Source organism: Virgisporangium aliadipatigenens, assembly GCF_016863615.1.
Taxonomy (GTDB): domain Bacteria; phylum Actinomycetota; class Actinomycetes; order Mycobacteriales; family Micromonosporaceae; genus Virgisporangium; species Virgisporangium aliadipatigenens.
This window is the reverse complement of record NZ_BOPF01000009.1, coordinates 66,350-89,903: the sequence shown is the minus strand read 5'-3', so window position 1 is coordinate 89,903 and position 23,554 is coordinate 66,350. Positions and strand designations below refer to the sequence as shown.

26 protein-coding genes and 1 riboswitch are annotated in these 23,554 nt (G+C 72.2%); of the genes, 13 read left to right on the top strand and 13 right to left on the bottom strand.

Features of this window, described 5'->3' with window-relative positions; genetic code table 11:
- Positions 1-2: 2 nt before the first annotated feature.
- Positions 3-932 carry an alpha/beta fold hydrolase gene (locus tag Val02_RS14655; RefSeq protein WP_203899597.1) on the top strand — a complete coding sequence of 310 codons (930 nt, stop codon included), beginning with the start codon at positions 3-5 and terminating at the stop codon, positions 930-932.
- On the opposite strand, the gene Val02_RS14650 is transcribed toward Val02_RS14655, so the two are convergent.
- Positions 859-1,605: an alpha/beta hydrolase fold domain-containing protein gene (locus Val02_RS14650; RefSeq protein ID WP_203899596.1), complete on the bottom strand. Its 747-nt coding sequence runs from the start codon at positions 1,603-1,605 to the stop codon at positions 859-861. The two genes, Val02_RS14655 and Val02_RS14650, sit on opposite strands and share 74 nt — an antisense overlap.
- A gap of 32 nt (positions 1,606-1,637) precedes the next feature.
- The gene (locus tag Val02_RS14645) at positions 1,638-2,075 is read right to left on the bottom strand and encodes a MarR family winged helix-turn-helix transcriptional regulator (RefSeq protein ID WP_203899595.1); all 438 of its coding nucleotides are present in this window, start codon (positions 2,073-2,075) and stop codon (positions 1,638-1,640) included.
- Positions 2,076-2,162: 87 nt separating this feature from the next.
- On the opposite strand from Val02_RS14645, the gene Val02_RS14640 reads away from it, so the two are divergent.
- Entirely contained in the window at positions 2,163-2,819 is a 657-nt protein-coding gene (locus Val02_RS14640; RefSeq protein ID WP_203899594.1) for a maleylpyruvate isomerase family mycothiol-dependent enzyme, read from the top strand.
- Here the strand turns inward: Val02_RS14640 and Val02_RS14635 are convergent.
- Positions 2,797-3,537 (bottom strand): cupin domain-containing protein, encoded by a 741-nt coding sequence (locus tag Val02_RS14635; RefSeq protein ID WP_203899593.1) that lies wholly within the window; start codon positions 3,535-3,537, stop codon positions 2,797-2,799. The two genes, Val02_RS14640 and Val02_RS14635, sit on opposite strands and share 23 nt — an antisense overlap.
- 196 nt (positions 3,538-3,733) lie before the next feature.
- On the opposite strand from Val02_RS14635, the gene Val02_RS14630 reads away from it, so the two are divergent.
- Together Val02_RS14630 and Val02_RS14625 are read left to right on the top strand one after the other, a co-directional pair.
- Positions 3,734-4,096 carry a hypothetical protein gene (locus Val02_RS14630; protein WP_203899592.1) on the top strand — a complete coding sequence of 121 codons (363 nt, stop codon included), beginning with the start codon at positions 3,734-3,736 and terminating at the stop codon, positions 4,094-4,096.
- Positions 4,097-4,128: 32 nt separating this feature from the next.
- Positions 4,129-4,209, top strand: a riboswitch (ZMP/ZTP riboswitch).
- An 11-nt stretch (positions 4,210-4,220) separates the two neighbouring features.
- Complete coding sequence (locus Val02_RS14625; RefSeq protein WP_203899591.1) at positions 4,221-5,093, top strand: bifunctional 5,10-methylenetetrahydrofolate dehydrogenase/5,10-methenyltetrahydrofolate cyclohydrolase; 873 nt, start codon at positions 4,221-4,223, stop codon at positions 5,091-5,093.
- Between the two features lie 17 nt (positions 5,094-5,110).
- Here Val02_RS14625 and Val02_RS14620 read toward each other — a convergent pair whose 3' ends face one another.
- Positions 5,111-5,764, bottom strand: coding sequence for a class I SAM-dependent methyltransferase (locus Val02_RS14620; protein WP_203899590.1), 654 nt, complete (start codon positions 5,762-5,764; stop codon positions 5,111-5,113).
- Between the two features lie 61 nt (positions 5,765-5,825).
- Here Val02_RS14620 and Val02_RS14615 point away from each other — a divergent pair, with 61 nt between their 5' ends.
- Positions 5,826-6,845: a hydroxyacid dehydrogenase gene (locus Val02_RS14615; RefSeq protein WP_239152910.1), complete on the top strand. Its 1,020-nt coding sequence runs from the start codon at positions 5,826-5,828 to the stop codon at positions 6,843-6,845.
- Here the strand turns inward: Val02_RS14615 and Val02_RS14610 are convergent.
- Together Val02_RS14610 and Val02_RS14605 are read right to left on the bottom strand one after the other, a co-directional pair.
- Positions 6,835-7,488, bottom strand: coding sequence for a ThuA domain-containing protein (locus tag Val02_RS14610; RefSeq protein ID WP_203899589.1), 654 nt, complete (start codon positions 7,486-7,488; stop codon positions 6,835-6,837). The genes Val02_RS14615 and Val02_RS14610 overlap by 11 nt on opposite strands.
- A gap of 55 nt (positions 7,489-7,543) precedes the next feature.
- Positions 7,544-8,395 (bottom strand): LysR family transcriptional regulator, encoded by an 852-nt coding sequence (locus Val02_RS14605; RefSeq protein WP_203899588.1) that lies wholly within the window; start codon positions 8,393-8,395, stop codon positions 7,544-7,546.
- A 69-nt stretch (positions 8,396-8,464) separates the two neighbouring features.
- Between Val02_RS14605 and Val02_RS14600 the strand changes: the two genes are divergently transcribed.
- Positions 8,465-9,307: an EamA family transporter gene (locus Val02_RS14600; protein ID WP_203899587.1), complete on the top strand. Its 843-nt coding sequence runs from the start codon at positions 8,465-8,467 to the stop codon at positions 9,305-9,307.
- On the opposite strand, the gene Val02_RS14595 is transcribed toward Val02_RS14600, so the two are convergent.
- Entirely contained in the window at positions 9,273-9,932 is a 660-nt protein-coding gene (locus Val02_RS14595) for an HAD family hydrolase (protein WP_203899586.1), read from the bottom strand. The genes Val02_RS14600 and Val02_RS14595 overlap by 35 nt on opposite strands.
- 213 nt (positions 9,933-10,145) lie before the next feature.
- Between Val02_RS14595 and Val02_RS14590 the strand changes: the two genes are divergently transcribed.
- Positions 10,146-11,621 (top strand): family 43 glycosylhydrolase, encoded by a 1,476-nt coding sequence (locus tag Val02_RS14590; protein WP_203899585.1) that lies wholly within the window; start codon positions 10,146-10,148, stop codon positions 11,619-11,621.
- 43 nt (positions 11,622-11,664) lie between these two features.
- Here the strand turns inward: Val02_RS14590 and Val02_RS14585 are convergent, their stop codons facing one another.
- Positions 11,665-13,260 carry a long-chain-fatty-acid--CoA ligase gene (locus Val02_RS14585; protein ID WP_203899584.1) on the bottom strand — a complete coding sequence of 532 codons (1,596 nt, stop codon included), beginning with the start codon at positions 13,258-13,260 and terminating at the stop codon, positions 11,665-11,667.
- 128 nt (positions 13,261-13,388) lie between these two features.
- On the opposite strand from Val02_RS14585, the gene Val02_RS14580 reads away from it, so the two are divergent.
- Genes Val02_RS14580 through Val02_RS14565 form a run of 4 tightly spaced genes read left to right on the top strand, consistent with a single transcriptional unit; the run spans position 13,389 to position 16,473 of the window.
- On the top strand, positions 13,389-13,931 hold the full coding sequence (locus Val02_RS14580) for a gamma carbonic anhydrase family protein (protein WP_203899583.1): 543 nt from the start codon (positions 13,389-13,391) through the stop codon (positions 13,929-13,931).
- Positions 13,932-13,975: 44 nt separating this feature from the next.
- Entirely contained in the window at positions 13,976-14,812 is an 837-nt protein-coding gene (locus Val02_RS14575) for a helix-turn-helix domain-containing protein (RefSeq protein ID WP_203899582.1), read from the top strand.
- Positions 14,813-14,866: 54 nt separating this feature from the next.
- A complete protein-coding gene (locus Val02_RS14570) occupies positions 14,867-15,598 on the top strand; it encodes an SDR family oxidoreductase (RefSeq protein ID WP_203899581.1) in 732 nt (243 codons plus the stop codon).
- Entirely contained in the window at positions 15,595-16,473 is an 879-nt protein-coding gene (locus tag Val02_RS14565; protein ID WP_239152908.1) for an SDR family oxidoreductase, read from the top strand. The genes Val02_RS14570 and Val02_RS14565 overlap by 4 nt, the downstream gene beginning before the upstream one ends.
- On the opposite strand, the gene Val02_RS14560 is transcribed toward Val02_RS14565, so the two are convergent.
- From Val02_RS14560 to Val02_RS14550, 3 genes are read right to left on the bottom strand one after another with little or no spacing between them, the layout of a single operon-like run.
- A complete protein-coding gene (locus tag Val02_RS14560; RefSeq protein ID WP_203899580.1) occupies positions 16,457-17,197 on the bottom strand; it encodes an amino acid ABC transporter ATP-binding protein in 741 nt (246 codons plus the stop codon). The two genes, Val02_RS14565 and Val02_RS14560, sit on opposite strands and share 17 nt — an antisense overlap.
- Positions 17,194-18,051 carry an amino acid ABC transporter permease gene (locus Val02_RS14555; RefSeq protein ID WP_239152906.1) on the bottom strand — a complete coding sequence of 286 codons (858 nt, stop codon included), beginning with the start codon at positions 18,049-18,051 and terminating at the stop codon, positions 17,194-17,196. Before Val02_RS14555 ends, Val02_RS14560 begins: the two co-directional genes overlap by 4 nt.
- Positions 18,048-18,896: an ABC transporter substrate-binding protein gene (locus Val02_RS14550; protein ID WP_203899579.1), complete on the bottom strand. Its 849-nt coding sequence runs from the start codon at positions 18,894-18,896 to the stop codon at positions 18,048-18,050. Before Val02_RS14550 ends, Val02_RS14555 begins: the two co-directional genes overlap by 4 nt.
- Positions 18,897-19,302: 406 nt before the next feature.
- Here Val02_RS14550 and Val02_RS14545 point away from each other — a divergent pair, with 406 nt between their 5' ends.
- Both Val02_RS14545 and Val02_RS14540 read left to right on the top strand, forming a co-directional pair.
- The gene (locus Val02_RS14545) at positions 19,303-20,634 is read left to right on the top strand and encodes a glycoside hydrolase family 43 protein (protein ID WP_239152904.1); all 1,332 of its coding nucleotides are present in this window, start codon (positions 19,303-19,305) and stop codon (positions 20,632-20,634) included.
- Complete coding sequence (locus Val02_RS14540; RefSeq protein ID WP_203899578.1) at positions 20,634-22,055, top strand: family 43 glycosylhydrolase; 1,422 nt, start codon at positions 20,634-20,636, stop codon at positions 22,053-22,055. The genes Val02_RS14545 and Val02_RS14540 overlap by 1 nt, the downstream gene beginning before the upstream one ends.
- Here the strand turns inward: Val02_RS14540 and Val02_RS14535 are convergent.
- Together Val02_RS14535 and Val02_RS14530 are read right to left on the bottom strand one after the other, a co-directional pair.
- Complete coding sequence (locus Val02_RS14535; RefSeq protein WP_203899577.1) at positions 22,043-22,609, bottom strand: TIGR03086 family metal-binding protein; 567 nt, start codon at positions 22,607-22,609, stop codon at positions 22,043-22,045. The two genes, Val02_RS14540 and Val02_RS14535, sit on opposite strands and share 13 nt — an antisense overlap.
- A gap of 58 nt (positions 22,610-22,667) precedes the next feature.
- Positions 22,668-23,540, bottom strand: coding sequence for an NAD(P)H-binding protein (locus Val02_RS14530; RefSeq protein WP_203899576.1), 873 nt, complete (start codon positions 23,538-23,540; stop codon positions 22,668-22,670).
- Positions 23,541-23,554 lie beyond the last annotated feature (14 nt).

Below are 23,554 nucleotides of genomic sequence, written 5' to 3'. Positions count from 1 at the left end.
GCATGAGCGCGCTCACCCGGGACGAGTTGCGCTCGGCGACGGCCGCCCCGCGCCCGCGCGACGGGTTCGTCAGCCGTCGGGTGACGGTCGACGGCCTCGCGACGCACGTGCGCGTGGCGGCCGGCGCCGGCGGGACGCCGGTCGTGTTGCTGCACGGGCTCGCGGTGTCGCACCGGTACCTGATGCCGACGGCCCGCGCGCTCGCCGCACGCCACCCGGTGCTGGTGCCGGACCTGCCCGGCTTCGGCCTCTCCGCCGGCCCGCCGCGGGTCTACGGTCCGAACGCCCACGCCCGCCACGTCGCCGCCATGCTCGACCCGCCCCAGACCGACGCCGGCGGCCTCCTCGGCGGCGGCCTCCTCGGCGGCCCGGCGGATGTCGGCGGGGTGGCATCGGGCCGGGTGGGGCGGCGGGTGTGTCTCGTGGGGCACTCGTTCGGGGCCGAGGTGGCGGCCCGCCTCGCGGCCACCCGGCCGGACCTGGTGGCCGCCCTCGTGCTGGCCGGCCCGACCAGCGACCCGGCGGCGCGCACCTACCGCGGCCAGGTCGGCCGCTGGCTGCTCGACCTCGCGCGGGAGGACCCGCGGCAGGCGGCGATCCTCGCCCGGGACGTGCGCGACGCGGGGCCGCGCCGCATCCTGCGCACGCTTCGCTCCTCCGTGCGCAACGCGATCGAGGCAGACCTCCGCGCGATCACGGCGCCGGTCCTGCTCCTGCGCGGCGGCGCCGATCCGGTCGCACCGCGCGACTGGATCGCCCGTGCGGCGGCCCGCTGCGCCGGCCCGGTCGAGACCGCCGAGCTGGCCGGTGCCGGGCACAACGCCCTGACCACGGCCGGCGTCGAGGCGGCCGACCTGATCAGCGGCTTCGCAGCAACCGTGCCAGGAAGTCCAGCGACTCGTCGAAGCCCCGGAAGTCCGCCCCCAGGTTGAGATGCCCGTGCGGCACCCCGCGCACCAGGTGCGACGTGACGGGGACCCGTTCGTCGGCGAGCTGGCGGTGCAGGAGCTCGCCGGAGGGGCGCAAATCGTCGAACTCGCTGAGCAGGATCCCGGTCGCCGGCAACCCGGACAGGCGCGCCGCACCGGGCATGGCGTACGGCGGCAGGTCGGTGATCCGGCCGACGTAGGTGCGCACCATGTCCTCGACCGCGGCCGGGGTCTGGCGGCCCAGCTCCGGCATCGTCGCCATGACGGCGCGGGTCTCCTCGTCGAGGGCCGGATTGGGGAAGTGGCAGAACGGATACACCAGCAGCAGCGCGTCCGGCAGCCGGCCGTCGCCGTCGCGGGTGCGCAACGCCGTCGCGAGTGCGAGGGCGGCGCCGGCGCTCGCACCCCCGATGGCCACCCGGGCGTCGGAGCGCTCGGCGCACAACGCCTTCCACTCGTCGTGAACGTCGTCCAGCGGCGCCGGATAGCGCACCCCGTCACCCGCGAGGCGGTAGTCGACGGAGACCACGAACGCGTCGGCCCGGGCGGCGAGTTCGGTGCTCACCAGGTGGGCCTCGGGCATGTCGAGGTCGCCCGTGAAGAACCCGCCGCCGTGTGTCCACAGGAGACGGACGTCGGAATCCTCGCGACCGTACGTGCGGATCGGCACTCTCACCAACCGAGGCTATGTCAACGGGGGCGGCGCCGTCACCGGTAGGGATCGGTGATCTCGCGCAGCCGGGTCAGCAGCTGCCGCAGCCGCTGCGCGTCCCGGCCGCCGAGGTGCGCCGCCCACTCCTGCTCGACGGCCGCCACGACCGCCGCGGCGACCGGAACAGCCGCGGCTCCCCGCGCGGCGACGCGCACCAGCCGGGCCCGCGCGTCGGTGGGGTCCGGGACCCGTTCGACGTAGCCGGCGCGCTCCAACTGGTCCACCAGGAACCCCGCGGACTGCTTGGTGATCTGCGCCTGCTCGGCGAGGTCGGTGAGTCGGTTGCCGCCCGGTGAGATCCGCTGGAAGACCCGGGCCTGGGCCGGCGTGAAGTCGTCGAAACCGGCCTCGGCCAGCGCGGCGAAGACCCGCGTCTCCATCGCGCGGTACGGGATGAACAGCAGCAGGCCCAGGTTGAGCGGCTCGTCGTTCACCCTCGTGCTCCCTTGCATACGGTCAGAGTCTCTGACTATTCTCGTCAGAGAAACTTACCAAATTCCGTGGCGTTCAGGGAGGCCCGCATGGACCGCGACGACAGCTGGCGGGTGATCGCCGCACACCGCCTGGCGCTGGCCGACCTGCTCGCGCCGCTCACCGACGCCGAGTGGGACACCCCGTCGCTGTGCGCCGGCTGGCGGGTGCGTGACGTGGCCGCACACGTCGCACTGGCCCCGCAGCCGCCCGGCCTCGGCGCGATGCTCGCCGACGCGGTGCGCGCCCGCGGCAGCTTCCACCGGCTCAACCACGACATCTCCGTCCGGCACGCCGCCGCCCGCACGGGTGCGCAGCTCGTCGCCGAGCTGCGCGCGCACGCCTCCTCGCGGCGCCTGCCGGCGGTCACCAACTACCGCAACATCCTGTTCGACCTGCTCGTGCACGCCCAGGACATGGCCGTGCCGCTGGGCCGGGAGCTGCCGATGCCGCGCGACGGCGCCCTCGCCGCGGCCAGCCGGGTGTGGGGGATGGGCTGGCCGTTCTGGGCGCGCCGGCGGCTGCGCGGGATGCGCCTCGTCGCCACCGACGTCGACTGGAGCGCCGGGGCCGGCGCCGAGATCCGCGGCCCGATCGACGCGCTGCTGCTCCTGCTGACCGGGCGCACCGAGGCGGTCGTGCACCGCCTGAGCGGTCCGGGCGTCGCGGCGCTGTCGGCCGGACCTACGCGGGGCCGCCCGGTGTGAGCAGCGTCGGGTGGCGCACGTCGTGGGTGCGCAGCCGGCCGCACATGCCCCACTTCGCGTCGTCGCTGCGCGGCGACTCCAGCAGGGCGGTGTCGCGCAGGTGCGCGCCGTCGCCGCGTTCGAGCGCGTCGAGCGCCTCCGCGGTGCGCCGGGCGTCACGCTGGACGTTCTCCCGCCACAGTTCCCGCCAGTCCGTTATGGACGGTCGGACCAGCGCGACGGCCGCGTCGTAGAAGGCGTGCAGCGGCGCGGGGTCGCCCTTAACGGCCGCGGCCACGAGGCGGGTGAAGCCCTCGACCGCGAGGTCCCGCCGCCGGATCACCGCCTCCTCCTCGGCGCCCGCGGGCAGTGCGGCCGCCGCCCGGTAGCGGTCCCGGTCGGTCACGATCTCCCGGGGGAACGTCATCACGGCGTCACCCGCCTCCGGCAGGCCCGCGTTCGACATCACCACCACGACGCTCAGCCCGCCGTGGTTGACCGCCCGGTGGATCACCCCGGGGCTGAACCACACCGTCGAGCCCGCGGCGAGCGGGGTCTCCCGGAAGCCGTTCGGGTCCAGGGTCTGCAGGGTGCCCGAGCCACCGGTGACGACGTAGGCCTCGGTGGAGACGGTGTGCAGGTGCGGGGTGCCGCCGTGCAGGCCGTCGGCGCAGGCGTCGGTGTAGACGGACAGGCGGGTGACAGAGGTGCCGCCGGGAAAGGGGTGCGGGCTGCTCATGTTCGCGAGTATCCCCCGCACGTCGCGCCCGCACGTCGCCGCTGGATGCCCGGCGTTCCCCGTAGAGTGGCGGGCGTGGATGCGATGCCGGCCTTCGAGGTGCTGCTCGGCCGGCTGCTCGCACATCGGGGGATGCGGCCCGGGGACGTTCCGCTCGACTCGGGCGCCGACGGAGTTTCCGCCCTCGTACGGCGCGATGCTGCTGCGCCTGCTGGCCAACCGCAACATCAAGCCGGGCTGCCCCGACGTGCTGATGGCGATCGGGGACGGGCCGTACGTGGCGGCCTCGACGATCTACCACCTCGGCACCGGCCGGACCGTGCTGACGCGGCAGTACGTGACCGCGTTCGCGTACGTGCTCGGCATCCCGCCCGGCGACCTGGCCGCGATCGTCGGCGTCGGGCCGCCGGACGAACGCGCGCGGGCGCACCCCGACCACGCGGCGCTGGCCCGGCTCGCCTGGGACGCCCGGTGGCTCGACAACACCCAGCTCTCGCAGGTCATGAAGGCGGCGTCCACCCCGCTGCGGGACGAGCCCGGGGCCGGCCCGGCCGGCTGAGTCGCCGGGCCGACCGGCGATGCGGCACAATGGGCGGCGACTGCGACTGGCGGCAGGAGGATGGGCAACCATCGGGGAGCGCCTCGCGGGGGTCGTCCGCCTGGGCCTCCGTGCGGGAGCGCGCATGTCCGTCACCACCGAGCCCACCACCGCCCGGCTGCTGCCCGGCGCACCCGTCGCCGACGCCGTCAACGCCGAGACCGCCGCCACGGTCGCGCGCCTGCGCGAAGCGGGCGTGGTGCCGAGCCTCGCGACGGTGCTCGTCGGCGACGACGACGCCAGCGCCGGCTACATCCGCATCAAGCAGCGGCAGGCCGCCGCGCTCGGCTTCGCCTCGCCGCACACCCACCTCCCGGCGAACGCCACGCAGCAGGACCTGCACCGCGTCATCGCCGGCTACAACGAGGACCCGGACGTGCACGGCATCCTCGTGCAGTACCCGGTGCCGGGACACCTCGACTACGACGCCGCGCTGCTGACGATCGACCCCGACAAGGACGTCGACGGCATGCACCCGCTCAACCTGGGGCGCCTCTCCGTCGGCCTGCCCGGCCCGCTGCCGTGCACCCCCGCCGGCATCGAGGCGCTGCTCGCGCACCACGGGATCCCCACCGCCGGGCGGGACGTGGTGATTCTCGGGCGCGGCGCGACGCTGGGCCGCCCGCTCGCGATGCTGCTGTCGCAGAAGCGGCCGACCGCCGACGCCGCGGTGACGGTGGTGCACTCCGGTGTCCCGGACTGGGCGAAGCACACGCGTCGCGCCGACATTCTGGTCGCGGCGGCGGGCGTTCCCGGAATCATCCGGCCGGATCACGTGAAGCCGGGCGCGGTGGTCGTCGGTGCCGGTGTGCGCTACGAGGGGCGCCGGTTGCTGCCCGACGTGGACGAGGCGTGTGCCGAGGTGGCCGCCGCCATCACCCCGCGCGTCGGCGGTGTCGGTCCGACCACCGTGGCGATGCTCTTCCGCAACGCCGTGCGCGCCGCCGAACGCGCGTAGGCGTCCGGGCGTTCTCCTCAGAAGCCCTGGAACGAAAGGAAGTCCGGCTCGAACGACTCCGCGGGCAGGCGGAACGCGCGACACCGGCGCAGGCCGCAGTCGACCGGCGTCCAGCCGAGGTGTTCGACGTAGTAGCGCAGCGCGGTGTGCACCGACGGCGCCCAGTCGTCGTCGGCGACCACCAGCCCGCCGGGCCGCACGATCTTGCGGAGGTAGTAGAGGTCCACGAACACCTCGTGGAAGCGGTGGCTGCCGTCGACGAACGCGGCGTCGGCGGTGTGGCCCTCCTCGACGAGCCGGGCCAGGGCGAGCGCCGACGGGGTGCGCCGGAGTTCGGTGGTGGCCGCCAGGCCGGCGTCGAGGAGGGCGTTCCAGCCGACGTCGCGGTAGGCGCTGTCCTGAAAGGGATCCACGATGAGATGACGGATTCCCGGCCCGCCGACGGTCAACAGGGCCTCGGCGACGGCCAGCGCGGAACTGCCGTAGGCGAGGCCGATCTCCACGACGGTGCGGGCGCGTTCGGCCACGAGCAGGTCGCGCAGCCCGTCGCAGTCCGCGGCGGGCAGCGTCACGGTCGCGAAGTCGTCCTCGTGCGGGCGGGTCCACAGTGGACCGTCCTCGCGCAGGCGACGTCGTGCCTCGATGACCCTGCGCAGTGCGGCGTCGTCCACCGACCGAGCGTACGCGGCTCGCGGTAGCACGCGACGCGTCCCCGTCGGTATCGTGACGGCGGTGGTGGACACGTCTGCACCGTCCGGCTCCCGCCCCGTCGCCGCCTTCGCCATGGCTTCCTGGGCGCGGGACAGCGTCTTCCCGCCGGACGTGCGCGACCGGCTCACCCGGCTGGTCGACCTCGACCCGGCGGTGTGCCTGACCACGTTCGAGGGGGCGGAGGCCGTGCTCGGGCGGGCCGAGATCCTGGTGACCGGCTGGGGCAGTCCCCGCGTCGACGAGCGCGTCCTGGCGATGGCCCCGCGCCTGCGGGCCGTCATCCACGCGGCCGGCACGGTGAAGAACCACCTCGACCCGGCCGTGTTCGCGCGCGGGCTGCTCGTCTCCTCCGCCGCCGACGCCAACGCCGTTCCGGTGGCCGAGTACACCGTCGCCGCGCTGGTGCTCGCCGCCAAGCAGGCGTTCACGCGGGCGCGGCTGTACGGGGCCGGCGAGGCGCGCGGCTGGAGCGGCACGGCGGCCGGCGGGCTGACCGGCTGCACGGTCGGGGTGCTCGGCGCCTCCCGGATCGGGCGGCTGGTGCTGGCCCGGCTGGCCGCGTTCGACGTCACCGCGCTGCTGTACGACCCCTACGTGGCGCCGGCCGAGGCGCGCCTGCTCGGTGCCGAGCCGGTCGACCTGGACACCCTGTGCCGGCGCAGCGACCTGCTGACCGTCCACGCCCCGGAACTGCCCGAGACCCGCCACCTGCTGGACGAGCGGCGGCTGGGACTGATGCGCGACGGGGCCGTTCTGGTCAACACGGCGCGTGGGTCCATTGTGGACACCGAGGCGCTGACCCGGCGCTGTGCCGCGAACCGGATGTCCGCCGTGCTCGACGTCACCGACCCCGAGCCGCTGCCCGCCGGCCACCCGCTGACCCTTCTGCCGAACGTCTTCATCACCCCGCACCTCGCCGGTGCGCAGGGGCGCGAGCAGCGCCGGCTGGGGGAGTTCGCCACGGACGAGGTCGAACGCCTGCTGCGCGGCCGGCCCCTGCGCGGCGCGGTGCGCGCGGAGGACCTCCCGGTCACCGCGTGACGGCCCGGCCGGCCCAGAGCAGGCCCCGTTCGATGACGGTGCGGGTCTGCGGCACGCGCAGATCGTCCGGCCCGTGGCCGAGTGTCGAGACGAAGACCCGCCCGGCGCCGAAGTCCCGCAGCCACACCACCGGCATGACGGTGCCCGCGTTCTCCGGCGCACCGTGCAGCCCCGCGAACGTCGTCGTCGCCAGCACCGTCACTCCGGGATCCACGTGACAGAAGTACTGCTCGGTGTGCACCGGGTAGCTCGACACGCCGTCCACCACGGGGTGTTCGCCGACGATGTCCACGTCGTAGTCGACGAAGTCCCCGGGATGGCAGAGGAACTGGCCGCCCACCATGTAGTGATACTTGCGCGACTCGTAGGCCGTGGCGGTCACGCCGCCGTGCCAGCCGGCGAAACCGGCGCCGGCGCGTACCCGTTCGACCAGGTTGTCCTCCTGGGCCTCGGTCAGCGAGCCGCGGGTCCAGCACTGGACGACGAGGTCGGCGCGCTCGAGCGCCGCGCGGTCGTCGTAGACGTCGAGGGTCTCGGCGACCTCCACCTCGTATCCGGCGTCGGTGAGCGACGGCCGGAACAGCTCGGTGCAGGCGACCGGCTCGTGGCCCTCCCAACCGCCCCGCACGACCAGCGCCCGCATGCGCGACCTCCCGTTACCGCGTGGACCCCGCAGGAAGGATAGTGCAGCGACCCGGTCAGCGCCGCGCCGCGTAGAGCTCGCGCACGACGCCGATGAGCTCGTCGAGGTGCGGCGGCGGATCGTCGCGCCACCACGCGAGGCTCACCTCGATGCGCGGCGCGTCGCGCAGCACCCGGTAGGCGACGCCGGGTCGCGGATTCTGGTTCGCGGTCGCCTCCGCCGTCACGCCGACCGCCTGGCCGGCGGCGATGAGCGTGAGCCACTCGTCGACGCTGTGGGTGGCGCGGGTCCGGATCGGGCCCTCCCAGAGCCCCGGCGTGGTCGACCCGCCGCGTTCGTCGATCGCGATCGGATACCGCGCCAGTTCCGCTATTTTGAGGGAACGCCTTCGCGCCACCGCGCTGTCCGTCGCCACGGCCGCGTAGCGGGCCTCCGTCCCGACGGCCGCTACCGCGAAACGCCTGTCGCGCAACGGTTTGCGGAGCACGGCCACGTCGGCGGTACCCTCGCTCAGGCCGGCCGTCTCCGTGTTGGCGTGCGTGAAGACCAGCGGCGTGCCGGGGTGCGCGGCGGCCCACCGCTTCTGCAGCCGGCGGGTGTGCTTTCCCAGCGCGGCGAACGCGTAGCCGACGCGCAGTTCGCCCCGGGCGTCCTCGACCGTGCGGCGCAGGTGCGCCAGTTCGTCCAGGACGCGGCGGGCGTGGGTGAGCACGCGGGTCCCGGTGCCGGTGAGGGCCACGTGCCGGGTCGAACGTTCCAGGACGCGGGCGCCGAGCGTGCTCTCGAGCGCCGCGACGGCCCGGGAGACGGCGGCCTGCGAGACGCCCAGCGCGGCGGCCGCGTCGGTGAACGTTCCCGCGTCGACCACCGCCACGAGCGCCCGCAGGTGCCGCACCTCCACATCCATGCGGCCAGCGTATAAGTAGCGCGGCGCGCGCATTTCCGGACCGGGCGGCGCGGGCCGGATGCTCGACGCATGAAGCAGGGTGGGTCTCTGGCGGCCGGCGTGGCCACGCTGTTCGGCAGCGGCGCCAGCAACCAGGTCGGTGCGGCGCTCGGCGCGCTGGCGTTCCCGACGATCGGGACGGCCGGGGTGGTGGCGGTGCGGCAGTTCGTCGCGGCGGCGGTGCTGTTGCCGGTGGCGCGGCCGGACGTGCGCCGCTTCACCTGGGGCCAGTGGTGGCCGACGCTGGCGCTGGGGCTGGTCTTCGCGACGATGAACCTCACCCTGTACACCGCGATCGACCGCATCGGGCTGGCGCTCGCGGTGACGCTTGAGTTCCTCGGCCCGCTCGCGGTGGCGCTGGGCGGCTCGCGTACCCGCCGGGACCTGTGCTGCGCGCTGGCCGCCGGCGCCGGCGTGTACGTGCTCGTGCTGCCCGGCCCGTCCAGCGACCTGCTCGGCGTGGCCCTCGCGTTGACGGCGGCGTGCTGCTGGGCCGCCTCCATCGTCCTGAACGGCCTCGTCGGCGCGCGGCTGCCCGGCCTCCAGGCGCCGGCGGTCGGCACGTCGGTCTCCGCCCTGCTGTACGTGCCCGTGGCGGTGTTCCTGGTGCTGCACGGCCGCCCGAACGGCAGCGCGCTCCTCTACGCCGTGGCGGCGGGTGTGCTCAGCTCGGCGGTCCCGTACGCCGCGGACGTCGTGATGCTGCGTCGGGTCCCGAAGCGCCTCTTCGGCGTCCTGATGAGCGTCCACCCCGTGCTCGCCGCTCTGGCGGGTCTCCTGGTCCTGCACCAGACCCCGGCGCCGAACGTCTGGCTGGGCACCGCCGTCATCGTCACGGTCAACGCCGTCGCCGTCGGCACGCGAGGGCGCTGAGGTCGGGGATCTGCTCCACGCCGGGCGGGGCGGCCGCGCCGCGGCGGTTGACCCAGATCGCGCGGATCCCGGCGGCCCGCGCGCCGGCCACGTCGGTGCGCAGCGAGTCGCCGACGTGTACCACCTCGTCGGCCCGCAGCCCGAGCAGACCCAACGCCCGTTCGAACATGACCCGCGCCGGCTTGTACGCGCCGACGTCCTCACTGGCGACCACCGCCGCGAACGCCAGCCCGTGCCGCGCGATCGCCGCGTCGAGGACGGACCGGTCCGCGTCGGAGACCACGCACACCGGCACCGTCACCCGTTCCAGGAACGCCCGGCTGCCCGGCCGCAGCGGCAGCGTGCCCCGCCTCGCGAGGTGCTCCGCGTGCAGCGCCGCCGCGTCGCCCGCACAGCCGACGTCGCGCATCACGTCGGCGAGGCTGCGCACCACGCTCACCCGCAACGTCCGGAACGGCGGCCCCTCGGCGACCTCCGCGTACCGCCGCATCCACGCGTCGGCGACCTCGACGGCCGTCACGGAAGCGGCGGCGGAAGCGGCCACCCGTGCGGCAACGGCCTCCACGACACTGTCGTCGTCCTCCACCACGGTCCCGTAGAAGTCGAGCAGCAGACCCTTCACCACGGTCCGACACTACCGGCGACGCCGGTGGGGATCCGGCCGCCGGAGGCGCCGCGACCGCACGCGAACGTGGCAGCGTAGGCCCGAAGGGCCCAGCGGTGCAGCCCGGGAGGCAACGGTCGGGTCCACCACGAGCCCGTGAAAGATTGAAGCTCATAGATCTTTTGCGATACGGTCGGACTTCGCCGCAAGGAAACCCGTTGGAGGAGACCGCACATGGGTGTTGCCCACGCCTTCGTGTCCGCCGTCATCGCCGCGACCGTCCTCACCGGAGCGCCCCCGTCCACGACCGCCGTGCCGGACTTCCCCACCGCCGAGGCCGGAAACCCCATTGTGGACGGTTGGTACGCCGACCCCGATTCCGTCATCTACAACGGCACCTACTGGGTCTACCCGACATCCTCGAAACCGTACGACCAGCAGACCTACCTGGACGCCTTCTCCTCCACCGATCTGGTGAACTGGACCCGTCACCCGAACGTCCTCACGACCGCCGACATCTCGTGGGCGACCCGCGCGCTGTGGGCGCCCGCACCCGTTGCCCGCAACGGGAAGTACTACCTGTACTTCGGCGCCAATGACATCCAGTCCGACAGCCAGCTCGGCGGGATCGGCGTGGCGGTCGCGGACCGTCCCGAGGGCCCGTACCGGGACGCGATCGGCAGGCCGCTCATCGGCCGCTTCGTCAACGGCGCCCAGCCGATCGACCAGGACGTGTTCATCGACGACGACGGCCAGGCGTACATGTACTACGGCGGCTGGGGCCACGCCAACGTGGTGCGGCTCAACGCCGACATGACCAGCCTCGGCACGTTCGCCGACGGCAGCCAGTTCAAGGAGATCACGCCGGCGAACTACACCGAGGGTTCGCAGATGTTCAAACGCAACGGCAAGTACTACTTCATGTGGTCGGAGGACGGCTGGACCGGCCCCAACTACGCGGTGGCGTACGCGATCAGCGACTCGCCGACCGGGCCGTTCACGCGGATCGGGCGGGTGCTGGCGCAGGATCCGGCCGTGGCGAAGGGATCCGGGCACAACTCCGTCATCAACGTGCCGGGCACCGACATCTGGTACATCGTCTACCACCGGCGGCCGTTGAGCCTCAACGGGGCGAACGACCGGATGGTCGCCTACGACCGGATGACGTTCAACGCCGACGGCACCATCAAGCCGGTGACGATGCTCGTGAAGGACAACTTCGAGGACAACAACGCGGTCGGCTGGCGCACGTTCGGCGGGTCCTGGTCGGCCTCCGGCGGGAAGTACCGCACCGGTGCCTCCTACGGCGGGAAGTCGTTGCAGGACACCAACTTCGGCAACGTGCGCCTCGACGCCGACGTGAGCGTCACGAGCGGGCGCGGCGACGCCGGTGTGGTGTTCCGCGCGACGAGCCCGGCGACCGGCACCGACGCGTACAGGGGCTACTACGCCGGAATCACCACGCAGGGCCGGGTGATTCTCGGCAAGGCGGCGAACAACTGGACCCAGCTCGGTTCCGCGGCGCTGACCGTGACCGCCGGGGTGACGTACCGGCTGCGGGTCGAGGCCGTCGGTTCCGCGATCCGGGTGTACGTCAACGACACCCTGCGGATCAGCGTCACGGACACGTCGAACACCTCCGGCGCCACGGGCGTGCGGGTCTTCGACGCGGCGGCGGCGTTCGACAACGTGGTGGTGTCGAAGCTCTAGAGGCCCTGCGGCGACGGTCCGCCGTGCTGCGGATCGTCGCCGTTCAGCTGAGTCGGCGCTTGAGTATCTTTCCGGTCGCGGTCATCGGGAGGGAGTCGACGAGTTCGACGATGCGCGGGTACTTGTAGGCCGCCATCCGTTCGCGCGCCCAGTCGATGAGCTCCTCGGCGGTGAGCGTCGCACCGGCCACCGGGATCACGTGCGCCTTGATCTCCTGGCCGTGGGTCCGGTGCGCCACGCCGATCACCGCGCACAGCGACACGTCGGGATGGGCCTGCAACGCCTCCTCGACCTCCCGCGGGTAGACGTTGAAGCCGCCGCGAATGATCATTTCCTTGGCGCGGTCGACGATGAAGTACCAGCCGTCGGCGTCGCGGCGGGCCAGATCACCGGTGCGGAACCAGCCGTCCGCGTCGAGCACCTCGGCCGTCGCGTCGGGGCGTCCCAGGTAGCCCTTCATGACGTTGTGACCGCGGATCGCGATCTCGCCGACCTCGTCGGGACCCTCGATCTCCTTGCCCTGCGGCGTCACGAGTTTCATCTCGACGCCGGGAATCGGCACGCCGATGGAGCCGGGTCGCGCCGGTTCGCCGCGCCGGGAGAACGACGCGATCGGCGAGGTCTCCGACAGTCCGTAGCCCTCGAGGACGGTGACGCCGACGCGGCGCTCGAACTCGCGGTGCACCTCCACGGGCAGCGCGGAACCGCCGGAGACCGCCATGCGCAGCCGCCGGACGAGGGCCTCGAGGTCGGCGGCGCGCTCGGGCAGCAGTTCGTCGAGCACACCGAGCAGTGCCCAGTACATCGTCGGAACGCCGGCGAAGAAGGTGACCTTCTCGTCGAGCATCAGGTACGTGGCCGAACGCGGCTCGAAGCGGGGAAGCATCACGATGGTCCCGCCGTGGGCGAGCGCGCCGTTCTGGCACACGGTCTGCCCGAACGAGTGGAACAGCGGCAGGACGCAGAGGTACGTGTCGGGGTCGGACGGGTCGGCGCCGAGCAGCGTCCCGCTCGTCAGCGCGTTGTCGCGCATGTTGCGGTGCCTCAGTTCGGCACCCTTGGGCTGCCCGGTGGTGCCCGAGGTGTAGAGCACGACCGCCGTGTCGTCCTCGTCGGTCGCGACCGTCTCGAACGCCGGCGGCTGTCCGTTCATCGCCTGTGCCAGGGTTTCGGCGCCCTCGATCGGTGACGCGGCCGTGGGGTCGGCGGTGATGACGAAGAACTGTTCGCACCGCTGCGCCGCGCGGAAGCCCTCGTGGCCGTAGGCGCTCATCGGCAGCTCCGGCGTGCCCTCGAAGCAGAAGTACGCCTTCGCGCCGGAGTCGCGCAGGTGGTACGCGATCTCCGTGCCCTTGAGCAGAACGTTCAGCGGCACGACCGCCGCACCCGTCTTGAGGATGCCGAAGTAGACGATCGTGAAGTACGGCAGGTTGGGGCAGCTGAGTGCCACCCGGTCGCCCCGGCCGATGCCGCGGTTCCGCAGGAGGTTGGCGACCGTGGCGGCGTGCGCGTCGAGCGTCCGGTAGTCCAGCCGGGTGCGCTGTCCGTCCGGCCGCGGCATGACGACGGCGTCGCGTTCGGGGAACTCCTCGGCGGAGTGTTCCAGCAGGGTCGCCAGGTTGTACTGAGCGGCGCTCATGGGATCGTCCTTTCCCGGAAGGTGCGTTCCGCGAGGGGCACGGCCGTGAGCGCCACGCTAGTTTTGCTATAGCATCGCGGTCAAGCATGGCTTAGGAATTTGCTATCGCATATGACGGAGGTTCGAACGTGGAGAACGGCCCGCTGCTGCTGCGCCTCGGCGATCGCCGCCCGAAGATCGATCCGGCGGCGTTCGTCGCGCCGGGTGCCGTTGTCGTCGGCGACGTGACGATCGGCGCGCGGGCCGGGATCTGGTACGCGACCGTCGTCCGGGGGGACACCGCGCCGATCACCGTCGGGGCGGAGACCAACATCCAGGACGGCAGCGTGCTGCACGCCGACCCGGGCGCCCCGCTGGTCGTCGGTGCCCGCGTGACGGTCGGGCACCGGGTCGTCCTGCACGGCGCCGTCGTGGCGGACGACGTGCTCATCGGGATGGGGTCGGTGGTGATGAACCACGCCCGGATCGGTGCCGGTTCCGTCGTCGGTGCCGGCGCGCTGATCGTCGAGGGGACCGAGGTGCCGCCCGGCTCCCTCGTGCTCGGCGCGCCCGGCCGGGTCGTCCGGTCGCTGACCGCGGAGGAACGGGCCGGCATCACCGAAGCTGCGGGCCGATACGTGCGACGGGCGGCGGAACATCGTGCAGCACTGGTGACGCACCTGCAGTTCTGACCGGCACGGGTCGGGCATGACCGCCTAGGCGGTACGGTCGGCGGATGGAGGGACTGCCGTCGCGGTTGCTCGCCGACAGCGCCGGACTCGGGTGGCGCACCGTCGACGCGTCCTCCTACGCGGACCCGCCGGCGGCGGAGGCGTTCCGGACCGGGCCGGACCGGCGGCTGCTGCTGGTGCTCGTGACCGCCGGCCGGTACCGCATCGAGAGCCGGCACGGGAACACCTGGCGCGGCGCGGCGTACCGGGCGGGCTCGGTGGGCGCGACGGCTCCCGGCAACGAGAGTGTGCTGCGGTGGCGTTCCGGCGGGGCGGCACCGATGCGGTCGGTGCATCTGCGCCTCGATCCGTCCACTGTGGAGCGACCGGTCTTTCCGGACGCGCTGACGGTGCACGACGAGTTCGTCACCGCGGGGGCGTGGGCGATGGCGCGGGCGCTGGACGGATCGGCCCCGGCGCTCTACGCCGACTCGGTCGCGCGGGCACTGGTGGCGCATCTGGCCCTGCGACCACCCCCGGAAGCCGGGGCGGCGACCGCCACGCTCGGCCGGCACGAGGTGGCCCGGATCGACGAGTACATGCGGGCGCATCTGTCCGGCGACGTGTCGATCGACGAACTCGCCGCCGTGGCGAACGTCAGCAAGTTCCACTTCATCCGGGTGTTCGCGGCGACGACGGGGCTCACGCCGTACCGTTACCTGCGGCGGATGCGCCTGCGCACCGGCGCGGAACTGTTGCGCACCACCGGTCTCGACGTCGCCCGCGTCGCGGGGGAGTGCGGCTACCGCAGCGCCGGCCAGTTCGCGGCGGCGTTCCGCAAGGAGTACGGGATGACGCCGAGCGCAATGCGCCGCGCGGATCGCGCAATACCGGGGACATGACCCGTCCGGCGCGCGGGTACCTACGCCTCCAGTAGATCTTGAAGGAGGTAGGACATGCCCGACACACGCGTCGCCATCGTCACCGGTGGCTCCGGTGGGATCGGACGCGCGGTGGCCGAACGTCTCGCGGCGGACGGCATGAGCGTGACGGTGCACTACGCCGGCAACGCCGCCCGCGCCGACGAGGTCGTCAAGGCCATCACGGACCAGGGCGGTTCGGCGTTCGCGGCACAGGCCGACGTCGCCGACGCCCAGCAGGTCGAGACCCTGTTCACCGAGACGGAACGCCAGTTCGGCGGCGTCGACGTGGTGGTGAACACCGCCGGCATCATGATCCTGAAGCCGCTCGCCGAGTTCGACGTCGACGACTTCGACCGCATGCACCGCACGAACGTGCGCGGCACGTTCCTGGTCAGCCAGCAGGCCGTGCGGCGGCTGCGCCCCGGCGGCGCACTCGTCAACTTCTCCACCTCGGTCGTGCGGCTGGCCCCGCCGACGTACGCCGCGTACGCCGCCACCAAGGGCGCGGTCGAGGCGATGACGCTCATCCTCGCCAAGGAACTGCGCGGGCGCGACGTCACCGTCAACGCGGTGGCGCCCGGCCCGACGGCGACGCCGCTGTACCTGCAGGGCAAGGACGAGGAGACGGTCGCGCAGGCGGCGAAGGCGCCGCCGCTGGAGCGGCTGGGGCAGCCGGCGGACGTCGCCGAGACCGTGGCGTTCCTCGCCGGGCCGGCGCGCTGGATCAACGGCCAGGTCATCTACAGCAACGGCGGTGTGGCGTGAGAAAAATTATCGTGGTCACCGGGGCGTCGAGCGGGTTCGGTGCGATGACGGCGCGGGCGCTCGCCGACGCCGGGCACGCCGTGTACGCGGGGATGCGCGAGACCGACGGACGCAACGCCGCGGCCGCCAAGGAGTTCGAGGAGTACGCCGACACGGCGCGCACCGTGGAGCTGGACGTGTCGCAACAGTCCTCTGTAGACGGTGCGATCGCGCGGATCGTCGACGAGGCGGGGCGGCTGGACGTCGTCGTGCACAACGCGGGCCACATGACGCTGGGCCCCGTGGAGTCGTTCACCGTGGGGCAGCTCGCGTCGGTCTACGACACCAACGTGCTCTCCACGCAACGGGTCAACCGGGCGGCGCTGCCGCACCTGCGCGCCCAGCGCGACGGGCTGCTGGTGTGGGTCGGGTCGAGCAGCTCGCGCGGCGGAACGCCGCCCTACCTGGGGCCGTACTTCGCGGCGAAGGCGGCGATGGACGCGCTCGCGGTCAGCTACGCCGCCGAGGTGGCGCCGTTCGGGATCGACTCGTGCATCGTCGTCCCGGGGTCGTTCACCACCGGCACCAATCACTACGCGCACGCCGGGCACCCCGACGACGAGGCGACCCGCGACGCGTACGAGACGGCGACCCCGGGCATGATGGACACGCTGCTCGCCCGGCAGGCCGCGCTGTCGCCCGAGGACGCCGACCCGCAGGAGGTCGCCCGGCAGATCGTGCGCCTGGTCGGGCTGCCGAAGGGGAGCCGCCCGTTCCGGGTCTACGTCGACCCCGCGCAGGACGGCGCCGAGGAGGTGTTCCGCATCGGGGATCGGGTCCGGCGGGAGTTCTACCGCAACGTCGGCTTCGAGGAACTGCTCAGCCCCGCGCGCTGACGCGGGCCAGGAAGCGGCGCGTGCGTTCCTCGCGCGGCGCGTCGAACAGCTCGGCGGGCGGGCCGGACTCCAGGATCCGGCCCGCGTCGAGGAAGCAGACCCGGTCGGCGACCTCGCGGGCGAAGCCCATCTCGTGCGTGGCGATCACCATCGTGATGCCCATGCCCTTCAGTTCGTGGACGAGCGCGAGCACCTCGCCGACGAGTTCCGGGTCGAGGGCCGAGGTCACCTCGTCGAGCAGCAGCAGCCGGGGGTAGCTCGCCAGCGCGCGGGCGATCGCGACCCGCTGCTGCTGCCCGCCGGAGAGCCGGTCCGGGTAGGCGCCCGCCCGGTCGGCGAGGCCGACCTGGTCGAGAACCCGGCGGGCGTGCTGTTCGGCGTCGCGGCGCCGCCGCTTGTGCACCCGGCGCAGCGCCAGCGTGATGTTGTCGAGCACGGTCAGGTGCGGGAACAGGTTGTAGGACTGGAAGACGACGCCGATGTTCCGGCGCACCTCGTCGGCGTTCACCCGCGGGTCGGTGATGTCCCGGCCGTCGAGGTGGATGGTGCCGTCGTCGACCGTCTCCAGGAGGTTGACGCAGCGCAGCAGCGTGGACTTGCCGGAGCCGGAGGCGCCGATCAGCACCACCGCCTCGCCCTCGTCGACGGTGAGCGACACGTCGTCCAGCACGACGTTCCCATGGAAGACCTTGCGCACGGAGTCGCACGCCAGAACGGGGGTCATACGGCTCCTTGCCGGCGCGCGGCGCGCACGGTGATCCGGTCGGTGATCGCGACCAGCGGGACGGCCAGCAGCACGAAGAGCACACCGGCCACGATGTACGGCGTGAAGTCGTAGGTCTCGGCGGTGACGATCTGCGCGGCGCGGATCGCGTCGACCGGCCCGGCGAGCGAGATGAGCCCGACGTCCTTCTGCATCGCCACGAGGTCGTTGAGCATCGGCGGCGCGACCCGCCGAACGGCCTGCGGCAGCACCACGTGGCGCAGCGTCTGCCGGTACGTGAGGCCGAGCGAACGCGCCGCCGCCCACTGCGACGGGTGCACCGACTCGATCCCGGCGCGGAACACCTCGGCGAGATAGGCGCCGTAGACGAGGACGAGCGCGATGCCGCCGAGCACCAGCACGGACGGCGTTCCCGACAGGCGCAGCCCCGGCACCCCGAACGTCATCACGTACAGCACGATGATGAGCGGCGCACCCCGGAAGACGTACGTGTACGAGGTGGCCAGCGCCCGCAGCGGGAAGAACACCGCCGGCCGCAACGTGCGCAGCAGCGCGATGCCGAGCCCGAGCGCCAGCGCGCCGACGGCGCAGAACACGAGCAGCCGCAGGTTCAGCCACAGTCCACTGAGGACACTCGGCAGCGCCGCGCGGGCGACGGAGGCGTCGAGGAAGCTCTCCCGCACCCGTTGCCAGCCGGGCGAACCGGTGACGCCGAGCATCAGCGCCACGCCGAGCACGAGCGTCGAGACGGCGGCGATCGCCACGGACCGCACGCTCTGCCGCCGCCGGTAGGCGATCCGCTCGCGCTGCCGCGCGCTCGGCGTGTACCCGTCGGGTCCGGGGGTGAGGCTCACGAGAGCACGGGCGCGCCGCTGACCCCGGCGAGCCACTGCTTCTCCAGGCCGGCGAGCGTGCCGTCGCCCCTGAGCGCGATGACCGCCTGGGAGACGCACGCGGTCAGCGCGGATCCCTTGTCCAGCACCAGACCGAACTGCTCCGGCGTCCCCGACGGTTGCGGCAGCTGCCCGACGATCAGGCCGTTGTCGAGTTCCGCCGAGGTGATGTAGAACGCCGTGGGCAGGTCCACCACGAGCCCGTCGATGGAGCCGTTCTGCAGTGCCTGCTTGGCGTCGTCGTTGTTGTTGTAGACCTGGGGTGCGGCCGTCGGCTGCACCGATTCGTTGATCGCTTTGAGGCTGGTCGTGCCGACCTGGGCGCCGAGCTTCGCGCCGCGCAGGTCGGCGATGCTCTTCGCGCCGGCGACGCGTGAGGATTTCAGGGCGACCACCGCCTGCGTCACGTCGTAGTAGGGCGCGGAGAAGTCGACCGCCTGCTTGCGTTCGTCGGTGATGGAGAACTCGTTGATGTCGATGTCGTACGTCTTGGCGCCCGGCGCGATGGCGGTGTTGAACGGCACCCGCACCCAGACGACGTTCTCCTTGGTGTAGCCGAGCTTCGTGGCGACGGCGAGCGCGACGGCGCCCTCGAAGCCCTGGCCGTTGTCCGGCTTGTTCTCCACGAACCAGGGCGGATACACCGGATCGTCGGTGCCGAACGTCAGCTTGCCGGCCGTGAGCGTCTTGAGGCCGCCGGGTGCGCAGCCGGCGCCGGAGGCCTGGGGGTCGGGTTCGTCCGCCGGTGCGCATGCGGCGAGCGCGACGACGAGCAGCAGTGTGTAGCCGAGCCGAGGGGAGCGCATGCCGCCACCATAACCTAGTGATCAAGTAGGTTGATCGGCTGAAAGGTCATTCACGGGGGCTTGACGACTGTCGATGTGCGCGTTAACAATCGGGCACCCCCGTCTCGGCCGGAAGATCCGAAACTGTCGCTCGGAATGTGAACGCTAACAATCCTTCCCCGCCAGGAGGTTGCGTCATGGTCCGCAGGCGCCTCGTCGCCGTGCTCACCCCGTCCTGCTGCTGCTCGCGAGCCGGGTCGTCGTGGCCCGCCCCGCGGAGGCGGCCACCGGCCACACCAATCCGATCAAGTCGTAGAAGGGCGCGCTTCCGCACCGTCATCACCGACGGCACCGACGTGCGGCAGTGGTCCTGGCTCAACAACGCCTGCCAGCAGTGGACTCTCACCCCCGTCTAAGGAGAATTCACGTGCGACACCTCCTCGCGGTCGCGGTCCTGCTCGCGACCCTCGTCAGCGCGCCGGCGAGCGCGGCCGCCCCGCCCCCCGGGCAGATCTCGCGGTACACGATGACCGCGTTCACCAACAGCAGCGAGTCGAACATGTACGTCTACGAAGCCAATGACGCCACCGGCTACCGGCTGCTGCGGGGTCCGGCGTTCACGCCGCCGAGCGGGCTCATCCGCGACCCCAGCATCATGAAGCACACCGACGGCTACTACTGGATCGTCTACACCACCAACTGGAACGGCGACACGATCGGCTTCGCGCGCAGCACCGACCGGCTCAACTGGACGTTCGTGCGCAACGTGACCATCGGGTTGAGCAACATCAGCCAGACGTGGGCGCCGGAGTGGTTCAAGGACACCGACGGCAGTGTCAACATCGTGTTCTCGCTGCAGTTCGGCAACACCGGCGGCTTCCGGCCCTACCGCATCACCGCCACGAACAGCGCGCTGTCGGCGTTCAGCAGCCCGACCGTGCTCAGCGGCATCCAGCCGAACTACATCGACACGTTCATCGTGAAGCAGGGCTCGACGTATCACGCGTTCACCAAGAACGAGACGACGAAGTACATCGAGTACGCCACGGCGTCCAGCCTGACCGGCCCGTACACGTTCCGGCGCACGGGCAACTGGGCCGGCTGGGGCGGGCCGAACGAGGGCCAGTCCCTGGTGCAGCTGGACAACGGCGGCTGGCGCATCTACTTCGACGCCTACACCTCGGGCGCGTACTACTACTCGGACAGCTACGACGGGTTCACCACCTGGACGGCGCGGACCGCGCTGCCCGGGCTGTCCGGCTTCGCGCGGCACTTCACGGTGCTGAAGGAGACGGTCTCCGGCGGGGTGACGCTGCCGACGAGCGCGCGCCGCTCGTTCCGTTCCGCGAACGCCACCGACCGCTCGATCCGCCACCGCAACAACCTCGGCTACGTGGAGCCGGTGAGCGCCGGCAGCGACGCCACCACCCGACAGGACGCCACGTTCACCGTCGTGCCGGGGCTCGCCGACGCCAACTGCTACTCGTTCCAGGCGGTGAACGTCTCCGGATACCTGCGCCACTACGACCGGCGGATCAGGCTCGACGCGAACGACGGCACGGCGACCTTCCGCTCCGACGCGACGTTCTGCGCGAAGCCGGGCCTGAGCGGGAGCGGTAACGTGTCGCTGGAGTCCTACAACTATCCGGGCAACTACGTGCGGCACTACAACTACGAGCTGCGCATCGATCCGTTCGCGGACAACGCCACGTACCGCGCGGACGCGTCGTTCGCCCCGATCAACCCGTGGGCGGCGTGATGAGACGCCTCCTCGCGGCCCTGCTCGCCGTCGGCCTGGTCCTCGTGGGGACACCGGCCGTCGCGTCGCCGGCCGTCACGTTCACCAACCCGCTGATCGCGCAGCGGGCGGACCCGCACATCTTCAAGCACACCGACGGCTATTACTACTACACGGCCACGGTGCCCGAGTACGACCGCATCGTGCTGCGCCGCGCCACCACGCTGCAGGGGCTGGCGAGCGCCGCGGAGACGACCGTGTGGCGCAAGCACTCCAGCGGCGACATGGCCGCGCACATCTGGGCACCGGAGATCCACTTCATCAACGGCAAGTGGTACATCTACTTCGCCGCCGGCCGTTCCGACGACGTGTGGCGCATCCGGATGTGGGTGCTGGAGAGCAGCAGCGCCAACCCGCTCACCGGCACCTGGACCGAACGCGGCCGGATCGGCACCGCCTGGGACACGTTCTCGCTGGACGCCTCGACGTTCGTCCACAATGGAGTGCGCTATCTCGTGTGGGCGCAGTCGGAGCCGGGCATCTCCACCAACTCCAACCTGTACATCGCCCGCATGGGGTCGAACCCGTGGCAGATCACCGGCACCCCGGTGCGCCTGAGCGTGCCCACGCTCGCCTGGGAGACCCGCGGCTACAGGGTGAACGAGGGCCCGGCCGTCATCGTGCGCAACAACCGCGTCTGGCTGACGTACTCGGCCAGCGCCACGGACGCCAACTACTGCCTGGGCCTGCTGAGCGCGTCGGCGAGCGCGGACCTGCTCAACCCGGCGTCCTGGACGAAGCACCAGAACCCCGTCTTCACCAGCAACGCGGCCACGAGCCAGTACGGGCCGGGGCACAACTCGTTCACGGTCTCCGAGGACGGGCAGAGCGACATCCTCGTCTACCACGACCGCAGCTACCAGAACATCACCGGCGACCCGCTGAACGACCCGAACCGGCGCACCCGCCTGCAGAAGGTCTACTGGAACGCCGACGGCACACCGAACTTCGGCATCCCGGTGGCCGACGGCATCTCGCCGGTGCGGCTGCGCTCGTCCAACCATCCCGACCGGTTCGTCCGGCACTGGGAGTACCGGGCACGCGTCGAGGCCGACGTGACCAACCTGGCCGACTCGCAGTTCCGCGTCGTGACCGGGCTCTCCGGCAGCGGCACGGTGTCGCTGGAGTCGACCAACTTCCCCGGCTACTACCTGCGGCACAGGAACTTCGAGGTGTGGGTGGAGAAGAGCGACGGCTCGGCGGCGTTCCGGGCCGACGCGTCGTTCTACCGGCGGGCCGGGCTCGCCGACAGCAGCGGGGTGTCGCTGGAGTCGGCGAACTACGCGGGCCGCTACGTGCGGCACGTCTCCGGGTCGCTGCTGTACGTGCAGGCGGTCAGCGACGCCGCCGGACGGGCCGACGCGACGTTTTACCTGGACTGAGGCCGCCTACCGAGGAAGCCCACCAGTCGGTCCACGGCGGGGGCGTGCGCGTCGACGGGAACGATCTCGCCGAACGGCATGCCCTCGCCGCGGTACTGCGCCGGCACGGTCGCCTCGGCGCGGGCCAGCGTCTCGGCGGCCTCCTGCTCGGTGTACGGCACCGGCTGACCGGTCGCGACGGCGAGGTCCCAGCCGTGCACCAGGTACTCCATGAGCGTCATGTTGAACACCATCGCGCCCGGCAGTTCGGAGCCGATGAACGCGACCTGCCGGTCGGTGCCGTACTTCTGCCACCCGGACACCACCCCGTCGGCGGCGGCCCGGAACTCGGCGGCCGGGTCGGCGCCGCACCGGTAGTGTGCGGCCTCGCCGCTGACCGGCCGCCCGTGCGCCGCGTCCTCGAACGCGAGCACCCAGCCGACGATGTGGTCGACCAGGGTCGAGACGTCGTAGTCGGGGCACGGCGTCGGTCGTTTCGCCTGGTCGGTGGCGACCCCGCCGATGAGGTCGCCGGTGCGGGCGAGCACACCCGACAGAAGCGCGATGTCATCCATGGAGCGCAGCCTATTGAGCGGCGCGCTCCGCCGGATTGAACAAACGCGACGTCACCCGCTAGGGCGACACCAGGGGCCTGAGCACCTCTTCGCACCACTGCCGGAACGTGGTGGGCGTGGCGGAAGCGGGCGTGCGCGTGACGCCGAAGTCCAGGCCGCCCTCGCGCTTGGCGCGCACCATGTCCATGATGGCGTCGGCCACCGCCGGCGAGGCGCCGCGGGAGACCAGGACGGCCCGGTGGGCGTCGTCCGGGGTCCGTTCGAAGCGGACCGGCTTGCCGAGCACCTCCGACAGGACTTCCGCCCGCTCCTCGAACGTGACGTCGGCGGGGCCGAGCAGCGGCACGTCGCCGACGCCGTTCCACGAGGAATCGAGGAGCAGCCCGACGGCGGTGGCGGCGACGTCGCGGGTGGCGACCGTCGGCGCGGAGTGGGTCGCCGGGAACGGCTCCCGGTAGACGCCGTGCTCCCGGATCGGGACGACCTGGCGTTTCACGTTGTCCATGAAGGACGGCAGGGCGAGTGAACGGTAGGCGACCCCGGCGTCGGCGAAGAGCGCGTCCATCGCCAGCGAGGCGCTCACCATGCCGGCACGCGCGGCCATCGGCGTGCCCCGGCCGAGGGCGGAGACGGCCACGACGCGCTGGCCGCCGTGCGCCGCAAGGGTCGCCGCCGCGCGGGAGAAGTCCACATAGGACTCGACGACGTTCGTGGCGGCGAAGTTCGGCGGCGCCAACCAGAAGACGGCGTCCGCGCCGGCGAACGCCTTCGCCACCACGTCGGGATTCCCGTGCGAGCCGGCGACGACGTCGACGCCGTCCGGTACGCGCGACGGGTCGCGGGCGATGACGCGCACCGGCGCGCCCCGGTCGAGCAGCCCGGCGAGCACCTGGCCGCCGATGTCGCCGGTGGGTGTGGTCACAACGATCATGTCCTCCAGTGAAG